The sequence below is a fragment of the Pantoea sp. genome (assembly GCF_028283705.1).
Lineage (GTDB): Bacteria > Pseudomonadota > Gammaproteobacteria > Enterobacterales > Enterobacteriaceae > Pantoea.
Genome location: NZ_JAPWKD010000032.1, coordinates 190,146 through 206,728 on the forward strand (window position 1 = coordinate 190,146; position 16,583 = coordinate 206,728).

Annotated in this window: 18 protein-coding genes; 5 read left to right on the top strand and 13 right to left on the bottom strand. The window is 57.1% G+C overall.

Translation table 11 applies throughout. The features are described 5' to 3' along the window. Positions 1–58 precede the first annotated feature (58 nt). Positions 59–805 (top strand): peptidoglycan meso-diaminopimelic acid protein amidase, encoded by a 747-nt coding sequence (gene dpaA / locus PW844_RS23895; RefSeq protein WP_084872968.1) that lies wholly within the window; start codon positions 59–61, stop codon positions 803–805. On the opposite strand, the gene PW844_RS23900 is transcribed toward dpaA, so the two are convergent. Then, the gene (locus PW844_RS23900; protein WP_084872965.1) at positions 776–1,543 is read right to left on the bottom strand and encodes a class II glutamine amidotransferase; all 768 of its coding nucleotides are present in this window, start codon (positions 1,541–1,543) and stop codon (positions 776–778) included. The genes dpaA and PW844_RS23900 overlap by 30 nt on opposite strands. Before the next feature lie 52 nt (positions 1,544–1,595). Next, positions 1,596–2,174: a D-sedoheptulose 7-phosphate isomerase gene (gene lpcA / locus PW844_RS23905; protein ID WP_208714109.1), complete on the bottom strand. Its 579-nt coding sequence runs from the start codon at positions 2,172–2,174 to the stop codon at positions 1,596–1,598. 254 nt (positions 2,175–2,428) lie between these two features. Between lpcA and fadE the strand changes: the two genes are divergently transcribed. Beyond that, on the top strand, positions 2,429–4,873 hold the full coding sequence (gene fadE, locus PW844_RS23910; RefSeq protein ID WP_299457198.1) for an acyl-CoA dehydrogenase FadE: 2,445 nt from the start codon (positions 2,429–2,431) through the stop codon (positions 4,871–4,873). 47 nt (positions 4,874–4,920) lie between these two features. On the opposite strand, the gene mtnK is transcribed toward fadE, so the two are convergent. After that, on the bottom strand, positions 4,921–6,120 hold the full coding sequence (gene mtnK, locus PW844_RS23915; protein ID WP_299457200.1) for an S-methyl-5-thioribose kinase: 1,200 nt from the start codon (positions 6,118–6,120) through the stop codon (positions 4,921–4,923). A gap of 105 nt (positions 6,121–6,225) precedes the next feature. Here mtnK and mtnA point away from each other — a divergent pair, with 105 nt between their 5' ends. Further along, on the top strand, positions 6,226–7,245 hold the full coding sequence (gene mtnA, locus PW844_RS23920) for an S-methyl-5-thioribose-1-phosphate isomerase (protein ID WP_299457202.1): 1,020 nt from the start codon (positions 6,226–6,228) through the stop codon (positions 7,243–7,245). Between the two features lie 55 nt (positions 7,246–7,300). On the opposite strand, the gene PW844_RS23925 is transcribed toward mtnA, so the two are convergent. The 3 genes from PW844_RS23925 to PW844_RS23935 are packed head-to-tail and all read right to left on the bottom strand — an operon-like array spanning position 7,301 to position 9,139. Further along, positions 7,301–7,843 (bottom strand): acireductone dioxygenase, encoded by a 543-nt coding sequence (locus PW844_RS23925; protein ID WP_299457204.1) that lies wholly within the window; start codon positions 7,841–7,843, stop codon positions 7,301–7,303. Position 7,844: 1 nt separating this feature from the next. After that, positions 7,845–8,528 (bottom strand): acireductone synthase, encoded by a 684-nt coding sequence (mtnC, locus tag PW844_RS23930; RefSeq protein ID WP_299457206.1) that lies wholly within the window; start codon positions 8,526–8,528, stop codon positions 7,845–7,847. Next, complete coding sequence (locus PW844_RS23935) at positions 8,525–9,139, bottom strand: methylthioribulose 1-phosphate dehydratase (protein WP_299457208.1); 615 nt, start codon at positions 9,137–9,139, stop codon at positions 8,525–8,527. Before PW844_RS23935 ends, mtnC begins: the two co-directional genes overlap by 4 nt. A 132-nt stretch (positions 9,140–9,271) precedes the next feature. Here PW844_RS23935 and PW844_RS23940 point away from each other — a divergent pair, with 132 nt between their 5' ends. Together PW844_RS23940 and PW844_RS23945 are read left to right on the top strand one after the other, a co-directional pair. Further along, positions 9,272–10,432, top strand: a complete 1,161-nt coding sequence (locus PW844_RS23940) for a pyridoxal phosphate-dependent aminotransferase (protein ID WP_299457210.1) — start codon at positions 9,272–9,274, stop codon at positions 10,430–10,432. Further along, positions 10,420–11,187: an amidohydrolase gene (locus PW844_RS23945; protein WP_299457212.1), complete on the top strand. Its 768-nt coding sequence runs from the start codon at positions 10,420–10,422 to the stop codon at positions 11,185–11,187. Before PW844_RS23940 ends, PW844_RS23945 begins: the two co-directional genes overlap by 13 nt. Before the next feature lie 9 nt (positions 11,188–11,196). On the opposite strand, the gene uraH is transcribed toward PW844_RS23945, so the two are convergent. The 7 genes from uraH to PW844_RS23980 are packed head-to-tail and all read right to left on the bottom strand — an operon-like array spanning position 11,197 to position 16,583. After that, positions 11,197–11,532 carry a hydroxyisourate hydrolase gene (uraH, locus tag PW844_RS23950; protein WP_299457214.1) on the bottom strand — a complete coding sequence of 112 codons (336 nt, stop codon included), beginning with the start codon at positions 11,530–11,532 and terminating at the stop codon, positions 11,197–11,199. Then, positions 11,529–12,023: a 2-oxo-4-hydroxy-4-carboxy-5-ureidoimidazoline decarboxylase gene (gene uraD, locus PW844_RS23955; protein WP_299457216.1), complete on the bottom strand. Its 495-nt coding sequence runs from the start codon at positions 12,021–12,023 to the stop codon at positions 11,529–11,531. Before uraD ends, uraH begins: the two co-directional genes overlap by 4 nt. A 13-nt stretch (positions 12,024–12,036) precedes the next feature. After that, on the bottom strand, positions 12,037–13,296 hold the full coding sequence (hpxK, locus tag PW844_RS23960; protein ID WP_299457218.1) for an allantoate amidohydrolase: 1,260 nt from the start codon (positions 13,294–13,296) through the stop codon (positions 12,037–12,039). Further along, complete coding sequence (locus PW844_RS23965; RefSeq protein ID WP_299457220.1) at positions 13,293–14,528, bottom strand: alanine--glyoxylate aminotransferase family protein; 1,236 nt, start codon at positions 14,526–14,528, stop codon at positions 13,293–13,295. The genes hpxK and PW844_RS23965 overlap by 4 nt, the downstream gene beginning before the upstream one ends. Positions 14,529–14,549: 21 nt before the next feature. After that, positions 14,550–15,281, bottom strand: a complete 732-nt coding sequence (locus PW844_RS23970; protein ID WP_299457222.1) for an amino acid ABC transporter ATP-binding protein — start codon at positions 15,279–15,281, stop codon at positions 14,550–14,552. Then, the gene (locus PW844_RS23975) at positions 15,262–15,918 is read right to left on the bottom strand and encodes an amino acid ABC transporter permease (protein WP_299457224.1); all 657 of its coding nucleotides are present in this window, start codon (positions 15,916–15,918) and stop codon (positions 15,262–15,264) included. Before PW844_RS23975 ends, PW844_RS23970 begins: the two co-directional genes overlap by 20 nt. Further along, positions 15,915–16,583 (bottom strand): amino acid ABC transporter permease, encoded by a 669-nt coding sequence (locus PW844_RS23980; protein ID WP_299457226.1) that lies wholly within the window; start codon positions 16,581–16,583, stop codon positions 15,915–15,917. The genes PW844_RS23975 and PW844_RS23980 overlap by 4 nt, the downstream gene beginning before the upstream one ends.

Here is a 16,583-nt window from a genome sequence, read left to right on the forward strand (position 1 = left end):
TAATGCAATAAGAGACGTTATGCGTCAGAGTTCCTCTTCACTTCAAGGTACACACAGAATGGGCAGAATCGCATTCTTGCTTGCGATGATTTTTATGCCGGTCCTTAGCTGGGCAATCAATCCCGAGCCAGTTAACCCCGAGGCTCCGGTAAGCAAAGAACTAAAAAAACAATTACTTGGCACCCCGGTTTATATTCAGATTTTCAAGGAAGAGCGTACGCTGGAACTGTACGGCAAGATCGGTAATGAATATCGTCTGCTGGATAGCTACCGCATTTGTAATTTCTCTGGCGGTTTGGGTCCCAAGCGCCGCGAAGGGGATTTTAAAAGCCCGGAAGGTTTTTATAGCGTCAAACTGAATCAGTTAAAACCGGATAGCCATTATTATCGCGCGATTAATACCGGTTTTCCGAACCAATTTGACCGTGACAATGGTTACAGCGGCAAATATCTGATGATCCACGGCGACTGTAAATCCATTGGCTGCTATGCCATGACCAACGCCTATATGGATGAGATCTACACCTACGTTAACGCTGCGCTGCGTAACGGGCAGGAAGAAGTGTCGTTAGGCATCTTCCCGTTCCGTATGACCGACAGCAACATGCAGCGTCACCGCTACTCTACTTACGCCAGCTTCTGGCGTCAGCTGCAGCCGGGTTATGCGTACTTTGCGAAGTACCACCAGCCACCGACGGTGAACGTCACCGGCAGCGGCCAGTACGCGGTAAACAGCAGCCCGGCGGTAATGACCGCGCCAGACGCTGCTTCAAAATCATTCCTGGCGCTCTCCCAGGCAAAATAATACCCACTCGCCTGGCACTATCCGGTGCCAGGTTTCATTCCCCGTCAGCGGTTGCGTAGCAATCACCGTCACCACATCCTGCGGCGTAGTCTGCTGCTGAAAATCAATCTCCACATCCTGATCGAGCAGCTTGGCTTTGCCAAACGGCGCGCGACGGGTGATCCAGAACAGATTGGTGGAACAGAACGCCATCAGATAACGTCCATCCGACAGCAGCATGTTAAACACCCCTTTCTGCCGTAACTCCGCCGCCAGCTCCGCGATATAGCGAAACACCGCTGGCCAGTTGCCGGGCGTGCGCGGATAACGCTGGGTCAGTTTATGCAGGATCCAGCAGAAGGCTTTTTCACTGTCGGTTTCCCCCACCGGGCGGAAATGACCGGTCTCCAGTTGACGATAGCCTTTCAACTGACCGTTATGGGCGTAGGTCCAGTTACGGCCCCACAGCTCGCGGGTAAACGGATGGGTATTTTCCAGTGACACTTCACCGCGGTTGGCCTGGCGAATATGCGCCACCACCGAATGTGATTTGATTGGATATTCCTGCACCAAACGGGCAATCGGCGAGTTATAGCTCGGCAACGGATCTTTGAAGGTGCGGCAGCCTTTATCTTCATAAAAGGTGATGCCCCAGCCATCTTTGTGCGGTCCGGTCCCACCACCACGCTGCACCAGCCCGGTAAAACTAAAACAGATATCCGTGGGGACATTGGCGCTCATCCCGAGCAATTCGCACATAGCTACCGCCTTAGTAAAATCCTCCCACCGGCGTGGGAGGAAAAGCCACGACTTACTTCACCATCTCTTTTTCAATCAGCAGCATCAGGATATGGATGACTTTGATATGAATTTCCTGAATGCGGTCAGCATAACCAAAATGCGGCACACGGATTTCAATGTCTGCGGTACCGGCCATTTTGCCGCCGTCTTTGCCAGTCAGGGTGATGACCTTCATCCCCTGCGCACGCGCCGCTTCCACCGCCTTGATGATGTTGGCGGAATTGCCGGACGTAGACAAGCCAAGCAGCACATCGCCCGGACGCCCCACCGCTTCAATATAACGCGAGAACACGTAATCGTAACCAAAGTCATTGCTGACGCAGGAAAGATGGCTGACGTCAGAGATGGCAATCGCCGGGTAGCCAGGACGGTTTTCACGATAGCGCCCGGTCAGCTCCTCGGCGAAGTGCATGGCATCGCAATGCGAGCCGCCGTTGCCGCAGGAGAGCACTTTGCCACCCGCTTTGAAGCTATCCGCCAGCAACACTGCCGCGCGCTGAATCGCATGGATGTTGGCTTCATTGCTGAGGAAATTGTTCAGCGTATCGGCGGCTTCATTAAGTTCTGACCGGATAATGTCCTGATACATAGGGATGTCCTTTAGAGGAAAGATTGACCCCTGCAAGTTTAACGGAATGGCGTGGAGGCGCAAAGCACAGGCGCAGGTGAAAGCCCGGCCCTGAAGGGTAAAAAGCGTGAAGTCGTGTGTCAGATCAACCTATCCCGGCGATTTTGTGAGTTGGGTTGTAATTGTGTTGTAAACAAATTGATAAATTTCCAGCGCTGCTCTAAACCTCTATACATAACAGGTCAGACCTCTTACAACTTACGGAGCGGTTCATTATGCTGGTTGCCTCAATCGTTGCGACGCTGATATTGATTAGCGCCCTCTTCTACCATCAACTTTCCCTGCGTTTCAGCAGCGCTATCCTGTTGTTGTGGACCGCAGCCCTCGCCTTCAGCGGGTTGTGGACGCCCTGGCTGCTGCTGCCGCTCGCCATAATCCTGTTACCCTTTAACCTGCCCGCGATGCGTCGCAGTATGTTTTCGAAGCCGATGCTGCACAGCTTTCAGAAAGTGATGCCGCCGATGTCGCGTACTGAAAAAGAAGCCATCGACGCCGGTACTACCTGGTGGGAAGGTGATCTGTTCCGCGGCAAGCCGGACTGGCAGAAACTGCACAACTATCCACAGCCACGTCTGACAGAAGAGGAACAAACCTTTCTCGATGGCCCGGTAGAAGAAGCCTGCCGTATGGCGAATGATTTTCAGATCACCCACGAAATGGCCGATCTGCCGCCGGAGCTGTGGGCGTATCTGAAAGAACATCGTTTCTTCGCCATGATCATTAAAAAAGAATATGGCGGCCTCGAATTCTCTGCCTATGCTCAGGCGCGCGTGCTGCAAAAACTGGCGGGCGTGTCCGGTATCCTCGCCATCACCGTTGGTGTGCCTAACTCTCTCGGTCCAGGCGAACTGCTGCAACACTACGGCACCGATGCGCAGAAAGATCACTACCTGCCACGACTGGCACGCGGCGACGAAATTCCCTGCTTCGCGCTGACCAGCCCGGAAGCCGGTTCTGATGCCGGAGCCATCCCGGATACCGGCGTGGTGTGTATGGGTGAATGGCAGGGCAAAGAAGTGCTCGGCATGCGCCTGACGTGGAACAAGCGCTATATCACCCTGGCACCGATTGCTACCGTGCTCGGCCTGGCCTTTAAACTCTCCGACCCGGAACACCTGCTGGGCAATACCGAGGAGCTGGGCATTACCTGCGCGCTGATCCCCACCCATACGCCAGGCGTGGAAATTGGTCACCGCCACTTCCCGCTGAACGTGCCGTTCCAGAACGGCCCGACGCGAGGCAAAGATATCTTCGTACCGATTGATTACATTATCGGCGGCCCGGCGATGGCCGGTCAGGGCTGGCGTATGCTGGTGGAATGCCTCTCGGTAGGACGTGGTATCACCCTGCCGTCCAACTCCACTGGCAGCCTGAAAAGTATCGCGCTGGCGACCGGTGCCTATGCGCACATTCGTCGTCAGTTCAAAGTGTCCATCGGCAAAATGGAAGGGATCGAAGAACCGCTGGCACGCATTGCCGGAAATGCCTACGTGATGGATGCAGCAGCAACACTGATCACCAGCGGCATTATGCTGGGTGAAAAACCGGCAGTGCTGTCGGCGATCGTCAAATATCACTGCACCCATCGCGGTCAGCAGTCGATCATTGATGCGATGGATATCGCCGGGGGCAAAGGCATCATGCTCGGCGAGAATAACTTCCTCGCCCGTGCCTACCAGGGCGCACCGATTGCCATTACCGTCGAGGGGGCCAATATTCTGACGCGTAGCATGATTATCTTCGGCCAGGGTGCGATTCGCTGCCATCCGTGGGTACTGGAAGAGATGAATGCCGCGGCGAAAAACGATCTGGCGGCCTTTGACCGTGCGCTGTTCAGCCATATCGGCCATGTGGGCAGCAATAAAGTTCGCAGCCTGTGGCTGGGTCTGACCGGTGGCCGCACCAGCGCGACACCCACCCGCGACGCTACCCGCCGTTATTATCAGCAAATGAACCGCCTGAGCGCTAACCTGGCGCTGCTGGCTGATGTTGCCATGGCGGTGCTGGGCGGCAGTCTGAAACGTCGTGAGCGCATCTCTGCGCGTCTGGGGGATGTCCTGAGCCAGCTTTACCTGGCATCAGCAACCTTAAAACGTTATGAGGACGAAGGTCGTAACGAAGCCGATCTGCCTCTGGTGCACTGGGGCGTCCAGGATGCACTGCATCAGGCAGAAGCGGCCATTGACGACCTGCTGCGCAACTTCCCAAATCGTTTTGTCGCCGGTGCGCTGCGTATGGTGATCTTCGTCGGTGGACATCACTGTCCGGCCCCGTCTGATAAGCTTGATCATAAGCTGGCGAAACTGCTGCAACTGCCCTCCGCGACGCGCACGCGTCTGGGTCGTGGTCAGTATCTGACGCCGAGCGCACACAACCCGGCGGGCCAACTGGAACAGGCGTTACAGGATGTGATGGCAGCGGAAGTGATTCACGATCGTCTGTGCCTGCAACTGAAGAAAAATATTTCCTTCACCCGGCTGGATCAGCTGGCACAACGTGGTTTGAAAGAGGGCTGGATTGACGAAGCCGAAGCGAAGATCCTGACCCGCGCCGAGGCCAGCCGTCTGCGTGCCATCAACGTGGATGAGTTTGCGCCGGAAGCCCTGGCCGTGCCAAAGCCACAAACTAAAACACCCGCACGCGCCAGCGAAGCAGCATAAGCATCGCGGCACGATCAACAAGCCTCCCTGGCGGGAGGCTTTATTATTTAACTCGCCTGACGGATGCGGGCAATCAACCCATCCGCATCATCAATATGGTTGGCCGCCAGAATCAGCGTGCGCCCCAGTGTGATGCAGTTGCGGATGCACTCGGTACGCATGGCGTCATCGCCAATATTTTTGAAATCAGCGACATGTGACATACCCACGGTACGGCGAATCAACTCGGTGCCGCAGTAACCGATGGTGTCGCTCCACACTTTGCGCAGGAAAGCCGCAGCATAGCCGGGATACGCCAGCGCCACATCGGTGGTTTTGGCCTGCGCCAGTTCGAGGAAACGGCTGGCAAAGGTGCTCCATACCTGATGCACATCGCTCAGGCGACGTTCACGCGCTTCCGCCGCTTCACGCGGGGCCAGCAGACCCGGCAGGCAGCAGTAGTTAATCAGCAGGTTGCCCAGCGCGGTACCGACGTCAAAACCAATCGGCCCGAAGTAGCCAAACTCGGCATCAATCGCTTTCAGGCTGCCATCCGCCACAAAGATTGATCCGCTGTGGATATCGCCGTGCAGCAAGGCTTCGGCATCGGCGAAGAAGCGATGCTTCAGACCGGCCACCGCAATGCGCAGTGCGTCATCACTACGCAGGCTTTCCACCAGCGATTGCAGCGCCGCCGGGTATTTATTGCGTTCATGATCGACGTAAGGATCGTTAAAGAACAGGTCCTCGGTGATTTCACACATTTCCGGGTTAATAAAGCGCGCCACTTCCGCTTTTTTCTTATGCGGATGCAGGATGAAATCCGAAGTATGGAACAGGGTCTGCGCCAGGTATTCGCCCAGCTGACTGGCGGCCTGCGGATAATACACGCCTTTCACCAGCTCGCCACGCCAGATATGATGGCTGGAGAGATCCTCCATCACCATCACCGCCAGCTCAGCGTCATAATGGGTGACATGCACAGTGTGCTGCGGGCAATGTTTGTAGTGCTCCACCAGCGTCTGCGCCTCAAGGCGTGCGCGGTCAAGGGTTAACGGCCAGGATTCACCCACGCAACGAACATATGGCAGCGCTTGTTTCACCACCACACGGCTGACGCCCTGATTGTCGTAAATCTTGAACACCAGGTTGAGATTCCCATCACCGATCTCCTCGGCGCTCACCAGCGCTGACGGATCGTCCACACCGCCAAATTGTTTTGCATATTCCACAGCATCGGCAGCGGTGAACGTACGGTATTGCGACATTGCCTGTTCCTCGTGAATCGTAAGTAATAAGCCGTTCAGACGTCTATACATCCGTCACGCATGTTGGCACAATAGCCGCCATTAACGCAACAGAGATTTCACACCATGCAAACACTTCGCACAACCAGCCTGGAAATTCGTGATAACCAGCTGTGGATCCTTGACCAGCAGGCATTGCCGCAGCAGAAAAACTGGCTACCCGCGCACGATGTCGCGCAGCTGGTAGCTCATATCCACGCGTTACGTGTGCGTGGCGCACCGCTGATTGGCCTTTCCGCCAGTCTGCTGCTGGCGCTGCTGGCCGGACAAGGGATGAACAGATCCGGTCTGGCGGAGGCGCTGGAGGTGCTGCGGGCAGCACGCCCGACGGCGGTCAACCTGATGAACAATCTGGACCGCATGAAAGTGGCGCTGGCAGAGAACGATTTTGTCACCGCACTGACGGCAGAAGCGCTGCGTCTGGTGGCGGAAGATAAACAACTGTGCGACAACATCGCCCGCGCGGGGAGCGCACTGGTCACACCGGGCAGCCAGTTGCTGACCCACTGCAACACCGGCGGCCTGGCGACGGCGGGTGTCGGCACCGCGCTCGGAGTGATCGCCCATGCGCATCAGCAGGGCAAAGTGAAAAATGTCTGGGTGGATGAAACCCGCCCGCTGTTGCAAGGTGGCCGCCTTACCGCCTGGGAGCTGGGTGAACTGGGGATTCCTTATCACCTGATCACCGATTCGATGGCCGCCAGCCTGATGGCGCGCGGCGTGGTGGATGCGATTTGGGTCGGTGCGGATCGCATCGCTGCCAATGGCGATGTGGCGAACAAAATCGGCACCTATAGTCTGGCGGTGCTGGCGCATTATCACGGCGTTCCGTTCTATGTGGCTGCACCGCATACCACGCTGGACCGCCTGTGCCCGAACGGAGACGCAATTCCAATTGAACAGCGTGCCGCCAGCGAAGTCACCGGCGTATCCGGCAGTTTTGGCAGCGTGCAATGGGCACCGGAGAATGCCGCTGTTTACAACCCGGCATTTGATGTGACCCCCGCTCAGCTTATCAGTGGCTGGGTGCTGGATACCGGCGTGGTGACGCCTGAGCAGGTTCAGGAAGGTATATTTCAACCATAAATGAAGCACGGTGGTAACGGCGCGATTTATCGCGCCGTTACGAGTCAGCAAATTATCAGGCCAGGCGCGGATACGCATCCGCAATGCTATCGCCGGTGAAATTGGCAATCCAGCCTTCCTGATTATCGAAGATACGGATCGCGGTGAAGTGTGGTTCAGAACCCATATCGAACCAGTGCGGCGTTCCGGCTGGCACGGAAATCAGGTCCTGTTTTTCACACAGAATCTGATACACCTGACCATCAAGATGCAGGCAGAACAAACCGGAACCTTCGACAAAGAAACGCACTTCATCTTCGCTGTGGGTATGTTCGTTAAGAAACTTACTGCGCAGCGCTTCTTTCTGCGGGTTATCCGCACGCATGCTCAGCACATCCCAGCTCTGATAGCCTTTCTCCGCCACCAGACGATCAATCGCATGCTGGTAGGCGTTAATCACCGTGTCAGAATCCGGGTTAGCACCCAGATCGCGATCGGCCTGCCAGCGCTCAAAACGGACGCCTTTGGCGTTGAGACGCTCGCGAATCGCTTCTGCATCGGTGCTGTGCCACACCGGCTGGCTGGCTTCAGTATCGGTAAAAATGGTCAGTGCACTCATCCTAAATCGACTCCGGGTTAATCTGGGAAAAATCGTTTACCTGACGATGGCGACTTTCGCTATCCGCCTCGCCGCGAATTAATTGCAGGGTGCGCCAGCCTGCTTCAGCCGCCGCGTCCAGCTCCTGGTGAATATCAGACAGAAATAACAGTTCAGACGCATCATGACCGATTTGCTGAGCGATATTGTGGTAGGACTGGCTTTCACGCTTGGCACCGACGCCAGTATCAAAATAGCCGCTAAACAACGACGTTAAATCACCTTCGTCACTGTAGCCAAATAACAATTTCTGCGCCGCCACCGAACCGGAGGAATATACATACAGCGCTTTACCCTGCTGACGCCAACGTTCAAACGCCGGCAGCACATCAGGATAGAGATGGCCGGTAAACTGGCCTTCGACATAACCATCACGCCAGATCATGCCCTGCAACGCTTTCAGGCCGGGTGATTTGCGATCCTGATCGATGTAGTTCAGCAGGGTGGCGATAACTTCATCCAGCGTGGCCTCGGATGCGCCGGATTCCTGACGCACCGCCTCCAGCGCGGCGGCCACAGCCTGCTCCGCCTGATGCTCGCGTACAAAAGTCGCCAGATGCTGACGGGCATACGGGAATAATACGTTGTGGACAAAGCGGATATCGCTGGTGGTGCCTTCAATATCGGTAACAATTGCGCGAATCATCTGGCCTCCAGCAGCCGACGTTGTAGTTCACATTCAAACAAAAATTCCAGCCCTTCCAGATGACGACGGGCCTCGTTGACGTCTTTACCCCAGCAGGTCAGGCCATGGCCACGCAGCAGAAAACCATAACGCAGCGGCGTTTCAACAGCAAAGGCCGCAATACGCTCAGCCAGGGCATCGATATCCTGGTCGTTATCGAACAGTGGAATCGCCACGGTGTTGAGATGGGTGTCCTGACCGGCGAGCGTTTTCTGCATTTCATAACCGCTCAGCAGCAGCGCGCTGCCCTTTTCCACCCGTGACAATACCGTCGAATTGACAGTATGCGTATGCAGCACGGCACCGGCTTCCGGGAACAGACGATAAATCAGGGTATGCAGGCCGGTCTCCGCCGACGGCTTACGCCCGGACGGCACCTCGTTAGTGGCAATCTCCACCTGAATAAAGTCATCACGCGTCAGGCGGCCTTTATCCTTGCCCGATGCGCTCAGCAGGCAATATTCGTCATCCTGACGTACCGACATGTTACCGCCCGTGGCCGGTGCCCAGCCTTTTGCGCCAATCCAGTGGCAGGCAGCCACCAGCTGTTCCAGTGGAAGAAAATCGGTCATAGCGATGTTGATATCCCGCAGGTTAGTTTGGACGTCTAAGCGTCTCGATTGCCAAATATTAACATCCTGTTTATAGTGGCAGCAACAGAGGGTTAACTCCGCAACGACATTCGCGCTTAAGGCAAAAGATCAATGACGCAGCACAACCTGATTCCCGAGAGCAAATTACCGGCGCTCGGCACCACCATTTTTACCCAAATGAGCGCGCTGGCGCAGCTTCATAACGCGATAAATCTGTCGCAGGGTTTCCCTGATTTTGACGGTCCGCGCTATCTCCAGGAACGCCTGGCGTATCACGTCAGCCAGGGTGCCAACCAGTATGCCCCAATGACCGGTGCATTACCGTTACGCGAAGCCATCGCCGACAAAACGGCTGAACTTTACGGTCATAAACCCGACGTCAACAGCGACATCACCGTCACTGCCGGGGCGACCGAAGCGCTGTACGCCGCCATTACCGCGCTGGTGCGTCCGGGCGATGAAGTGATCTGCTTCGACCCGAGTTACGACAGCTATGCCCCTGCCGTGCAGCTGGCCGGTGGCGTGCTGAAACGCATTGCCTTGCAGCCTCCGGGTTTCCGCGTGGACTGGAACGCATTCCAGAGCCTGCTGAGCGCCAAAACCCGCCTGGTGATTCTGAATACGCCGCACAACCCTTCCGCCACTGTCTGGCGCAAGAGTGATTACGCGCAGCTGTGGCAGGCCATCGCCGCACAGGAAATTTATGTGCTGAGCGACGAAGTTTACGAACACATCTGCTTCGCCGAAGAGGGACATGCCAGTGTGCTGGCCCATGCCGAATTGCGTCAGCGCGCGATTGCCGTGTCGTCCTTTGGTAAAACCTTCCATATGACCGGCTGGAAAGTGGGTTACTGCGTGGCCCCTGCGGCGATCAGCGCGGAAATCCGCAAAGTGCACCAGTATCTGACCTTCTCGGTGAATACCCCGGCACAGCTGGCGATTGCCGATATGCTACGCGCTGAGCCGGAGCATTATCGTGAGCTGCCCGAGTTTTATCGCGCCCGCCGCGACCGTCTGGTTCAGGCGCTGGCAAAAAGCCGTTTCGAAGTGCTGCCCTGCGAGGGCACCTACTTCCTGCTGGCAGATTACAGCGCGATCTCCGATCTGGATGACGTGAGTTTCTGTCAGTGGCTGACCAAAGAAGTCGGTGTGGCAGCGATTCCGTTGTCGGTGTTCTGCGCCGATCCTTTCCCGCATAAGCTGATCCGCCTGTGCTTTGCCAAACAGGAAGCGACGCTCGACGCCGCTGCGGAGCGTTTATGTCAGCTTTGAAAATTACCGTTTTGCAGGAAACCCTGAGCTGGATGGATGGTGCAGCGAATCTGCGCCATTTCGACGGCGTGCTGAAAGGCATTGAAGGGCGTGATCTGATCCTGCTGCCAGAGATGTTTACTACCGGCTTCGCGATGGAAGCAGCGGAAAGCTCGCTGCCTCAGGAAGAAGTCGTCGCGTGGCTGCACCAGCATGCCAAAACCAGCAATGCGCTGGTCGGCGGCAGCGCGGCAATCCAGACTGAAAAAGGCGCGGTAAACCGTTTCCTGCTGGTTGAGCCGGATGGCACGCTGCATCAGTATGACAAGCGCCATCTGTTCCGCATGGCGAATGAGCATCAGCATTATGTCGCGGGTGATACGCGCGAGGTGTTTACCTGGCGTGGCTGGCGTATTCTGCCACAGATTTGTTATGACCTGCGTTTCCCGGTCTTTACCCGCAACCGCAACGATTATGATCTGGCGCTGTTTGTCGCCAACTGGCCCGCGCCGCGTGCGCTGCACTGGCAGTCACTGCTGCTGGCAAGGGCGATTGAGAACCAGGTGTATGTCGCGGGCTGTAACCGCGTCGGCAGCGACGGTAATCAGCACCAGTACAGCGGCGATAGCCGGATTATTTCACCGCTGGGTGACATCCTGGCCGCCGCTGAACCGTTTGCGCGGGCGCGCATTGATGCTGAGTTGTCGCTGGAGGAGTTGCAGGCTTATCGTGAACGCTTCCCGGCGTGGCGCGATGCGGATGCGTTCACGTTGTAATTTTGTCTGTCAGCTGCCGCGATAGGTTGACCACGACCACGGGGAAATCAGGAACGGCAGATGATAATGGCTGCCGGTTTCCCCCAGCACAAAATCAATCTGCGCAGTGACGTACAACGCATCACGGCCCGCTGCGGCAAAATAATCACCGATTTCAGCAGTCAGACGATAATGCCCCGGCGCTAATGGCTCTGGCGTTAAATCTTTAATCCGCCCGTCGGTATCGGTCTTGCCCTGAGCCAGCGGCAGCCAGCCTTCCGGGCTGTTCTGTTCCAGCGAAATCGCCACACCAATCGCCGGTTTACCCAGCGCCGTATCGAGAATATGCGTGGTGATGGTGCTCATATGATGCTCTCCTTCAGCCGTAACAAAGTAATTTCCCGTAATTGTGCCAGCGCTTCCTGCTGTTCTGTTGCGGCATCATTATTAAGGCGGCGCTGCAACTCCGCCAGCATTTCCTCGCCGCTACGACCTTTGGCACGAATCAGAAAGACCCGGCCAAAGCGCTGTTCATAGCGTTGATTACCCGCCAGCATGGCAAACTGCAACGCGCCGTCAGCCTCATTCATGGCTGACTGCTCACTGCGCGAAAACGTGGCTTCTTTGCCCTCGCCCTGGGCTTTCTCACCAATGCGTGGATGAGCGCTCAGCGCCTGTTCCAGTTCCGCCCCCTGCCACCGTTGGGCCAGCGCCTCGGCTTCAGCGATCAGCCGGGCGCTATCGGCAAACGGGCGGGCCGCTACCAACGCCTGTTGCCAGGCGGGAATGGCGACACAATGGGCAATCGCCGCCTGAGCCTGCGCGGGTGACAACTGATTAAAGCTCTCCAGATTCATGCCACCACTCCTGTTATGCTCGTGCCAGATCGCACACGGCCTGCAAATACGCCTGCACCCCCAACGCCACATCCGCCGTCTGCACCGACTCCGCCGGATGGTGGCTGATGCCGCGATGATTGCGCACAAACAACATCCCCACCGGCCAGCGCTCAGCAATGGCTATCGCATCGTGTCCGGCACCGCTTGGCAGCGACAAACTGCGCCCCTGCACCGTTTCCAGCGCATGGCTCAGCGCCTGTTGCAACCGCGTATCGCAGGCAGTCGCAGCAATACGATAATATTCGTCCGCGCTGAAGGTCAGGCCACGGCGTAAGGCGATGGCTTCCGCCTGGGTCAGTAACTGCGACAGCAGACGTGCCAGCGGTTCATCCTGAGGACCGCGCACATCCAGTGACAACTGCACGTCACCCGGGATGACATTCACCGCCCCCGGTGCGCAGTGCAGCGTTCCCACCGTCGCCACCAGCTGCGGATCCAGCTCACGGGTGGCCTGCTCGATAAACACCATCCACTCAGCAGCCGCGGCCAGCGCGTCTTTACGATGCGTCATCGGCACCGTACCCGCATGGCCTGCTTCGCCGGTAAAACGACAATTCAGGCGACGCGCCCCGTTGATGGCCGTCACCACGCCAAGCGCCAGATCTTCCTGCTCGAGGCATGGCCCCTGCTCGATATGCAGCTCCAGATAGGCCGCGATGTCGTTAACATCACGCGCGGCGTCAAGGATGTTCGCTGCATCCAGACCAACATCCTGCATCGCCTGCGCGACAGTGATGCCGTTGCCATCGGGATGAGTGACCCAGCTTTCCGGCCAGCTGCCGGTGATGCCACGGCTGCCCAGCAGGGTAATACCAAAACGTGTGCCCTCTTCGTCGCCGAAGCCAACAATCTCAATCGCCAGCGGCAGGCGCTGCTGGTGATCGTGCAGCCACTGTACGGTTTCAATCGCGCTCAATACGCCAAGCATCCCATCGTAGCGACCGGCGTTACGTACGGTATCGAGATGTGAACCGAGCAGAAGCGCCGGTGCCCCCGGCGTGGCGGATTCATAGCGGCCGCAGATATTGCCAACCGCATCCTGCCATACCGTCATACCTGCGGCCTGCATCCACTCACCGACGCGCTGATTAGCACGCATTTGTTCCGGCGAGAGGTAGACCCGCATCAGGCCATCTTCAGTTTCACTGATCTCAGCCAGCGCATCGCAGCGTGCCATGACGCGTGCGGCGGCTGACTGCGCCTCGCTGGCAGTCATCAGGCTTTCACTCATGCGTGGCTCCCGTAATGATCCCAGGCCGCCTGTAGCGCCGCCCCCTGTGTGGAACGGAAGCCCAGATGATTCAGCACCGCTTCCAGCGCCGTCAGGGTTTGCATCACGCAATCTTTGCGCGCGTTGTAGCCCATGGTCCCGATACGCCAAACCTTGCCGTGCAGCGGGCCAAACGAGGTACCAATCTCAATACCGAAATCCTCCAACACCCGCTTACGTACCTGATCGCCGTTCACGCCCTGCGGGATCACCACACCCAGCACGTTATTCATCTTATGTTGCAGGTCACCAAAGGTTTCCAGACCCATGCCCTGAATACCTTTCAGCAGCGCATCGCCATGCAGCTTATGACGGGCGATACCGTTATCCAGCCCTTCCTGCATGATCAGACGCGCGCACTCACGCGCACCAAACAACGCCGTGGTGGCTTCGGTATGGTGGTTCAGACGCTCCGGGCCCCAGTAATCCATGACCATGCCGAGATCGAAGTAGTTGGAGTAGATCATCTCGTCCTCGCCGTCCTGATGATCGGCGGTACGGATCCCCTCTTCCACACATTTACGTTTGCGGATCACCGCTTCCATCTGCGGGCTAAGGGTAATGGGTGACGTACCCGACGGACCGCCGAGGCATTTCTGCATCCCCGCCGAAACCGCATCCAGCCCCCAGGCATCGGTTTCCAGCGCGTTACCACCGAGGGAGGCGGTGGCATCGGTGTAGAACAACACGCCATATTTCTGGCAAATGGCACCCAGCTCAGCCAGCGGTTGCAGCATGGTGGTAGAGGTATCACCCTGCACAGTCAGCAGCAGGCGCGGCTTGATACGCTTGATGGCATCTTCGATCTGATCCGGCGTAAACACCTCGCCCCACGGCACCTCAATGGTGTGCACTTCCGCACGGCAGCGGCGGGCAATTTCACACAGCAGATGACCAAAACGACCGAATACCGGCACCAGCACTTTGTCGCCCGGACGGATCGCCGACAGCAGAATCGCTTCGATCCCGGCGCGTGAGGTGCCGTCGATCAACATGGTCCAGCGGTTTTCGGTACGGAATACGCCGCGATACAGCGCCATCACCTCATTCATATAATTCGTCATCGCCGGGTCGTATTGACCAATCAGCTGTGTAGACATCGCGCGCAGTACGCGCGGATCAGCGTTGATCGGCCCCGGCCCCATCAGCAGGCGTTGCGGTGGATTGATTTGCGGAAACTGCGCGATGTCCATGATGAATTCCTTGTTATTGGCTTAGAGACGAACCGTCGAGATAAATTGTTTCAGTTCCGCTGTTTGCGGATTGGAGAACAGCGTTTTGCTGTCACCCTGTTCCCAGACGCGTCCCTGATGCATAAAGACCACACGATCGCCCACGTCGCGGGCGAAGTTCATTTCATGTGTCACGAGAATCAGCGTCATACCCTCAGCCGCCAGTTGCTCCAGCACCTTCAGCACTTCGCCTACCAGCTCAGGGTCAAGCGCCGAGGTGATCTCGTCACAAAGTAATACTTTGGGCTGCATCGCCAGCGCACGGGCAATCGCCACGCGCTGCTGCTGACCGCCCGAAAGATTGGCCGGGTAATAGTCGAGGCGCTCACCGAGGCCAACTTTTTCCAGCATCTGTTTTGCCAGTTCCCGGCACTCCGCCTCGCTCTTTTTCAGCACGCGACGCGGTGCCAGCATGACATTTTCCAGCGCCGTCATATGCGGGAACAGGTTGAAGCTCTGAAACACCATGCCGACCGAACGGCTGATGTCACGCGCCTGGGATTCCCGATCGGTAATGGTCATGCCGCCAAGTTTGATGCTGCCTTCCTGATAGCCTTCCAGCCCGTTCATACAGCGCAGCAAGGTACTTTTACCCGATCCGCTGCGGCCGATGATGGAGATCACCTCGCCCATTTCGATATCGAGATCGACCCCTTTCAACACATGGTTGTCGCCGTAGTACTTCTGTACCTGATTAATGGTGATGAGCGGCATTGAATTTTTTCTCCAGGTACTGGCTGTAGCGAGACAGCGGATAACACATCAGGAAGTAACCCAACGCCACCAGGCCAAATACCTTAAACGGCTGATAAGTCACATTGGTCAAAATGGTGCCGGCCTTGGTCAGCTCGACAAAACCGATGATGGACGCCAGCGCCGTGCCTTTAATCACCTGCACGGCAAAGCCGACGGTCGGCGCGATAGCAATGCGGATCGCCTGCGGAGCAATCACGCGGTACAACGTCTGGCCGAAAGTCAGGCCGAGGCAGCGCGACGCTTCCCACTGGCCTTTCGGTAACGCACGGATGCTACCGTGCCAGATATCCACCAGAAACGCGCTGGTGTAGAGCGTCAACGCCAGTGAGGCGGCGGTCCAGGGGGCAACGTCGATACCGAACAACCCGACGCCAAAGAACGCCAGAAACAGCTGCATCAGCAGTGGCGTGCCCTGAAACAATTCGGTGTAACCACGGATCAACCGCATCAGCCACGGTTTACGCAGCAGGCGCAAAAACAGCAGCGGCAGGGTCACCAGCGTGCCACCAAAGAAGGCCACCAGCGACAGCAAAATCGTCCAGCGCGCCGCCAGCAGCAGGTTGCGCAGGATGTCCCAGTCGGTAAAGGTCGTCATGATGGCAGCGCTCCAAACCATTTACGTCCCACTGCCAGCAGCAGCTGACGCATGGCAATCGACAACGCCAGGTAAATCAACGTGGTCACCAGATAGACTTCAAAACTCAAAAAGGTTCGCGACTGAATCAGGTTGGCGGCGAAGGTCAGTTCCTCATAGGAGACCTGCGACACCACTGACGATCCCAGCATCACGATGATGCACTGGCTGACCAGTGCCGGATAAATACGTTGCAAGGAGGGCGGTAACACCACGCGCAGAAACGTCTGGCTGCGGGTCAGGCCGAGCACTCGTCCAGCCTCCCATTGCCCTTTCGGCGTCACCTGGATACCGGCACGGATGATTTCAGTGCTGTAGGCACCGAGGTTAATCAGCATCGCCAACAGCGCTGCTTCGCCCGCCGTCAGTTTCAGACCAAGATTGGGCAAACCAAAGACGATAAAAAACAGCTGCACCACAAACGGGGTGTTGCGAATCAGCTCGACATAAACGCCCCAGATACGGCTCAGCCAGCTGGGTTTGCCGCTGCGCAGTGCCGCACCAAGGATACCGAGCGACACGCCCCCTACGGTCGCCAGTACCGTCAGCTGGATGGTGACCCACAGCCCCGCCAGCAGCTCCGGCCAATGCGGCCAGAGTGCAGCAAAGTTAAGTTGCCCAATCAT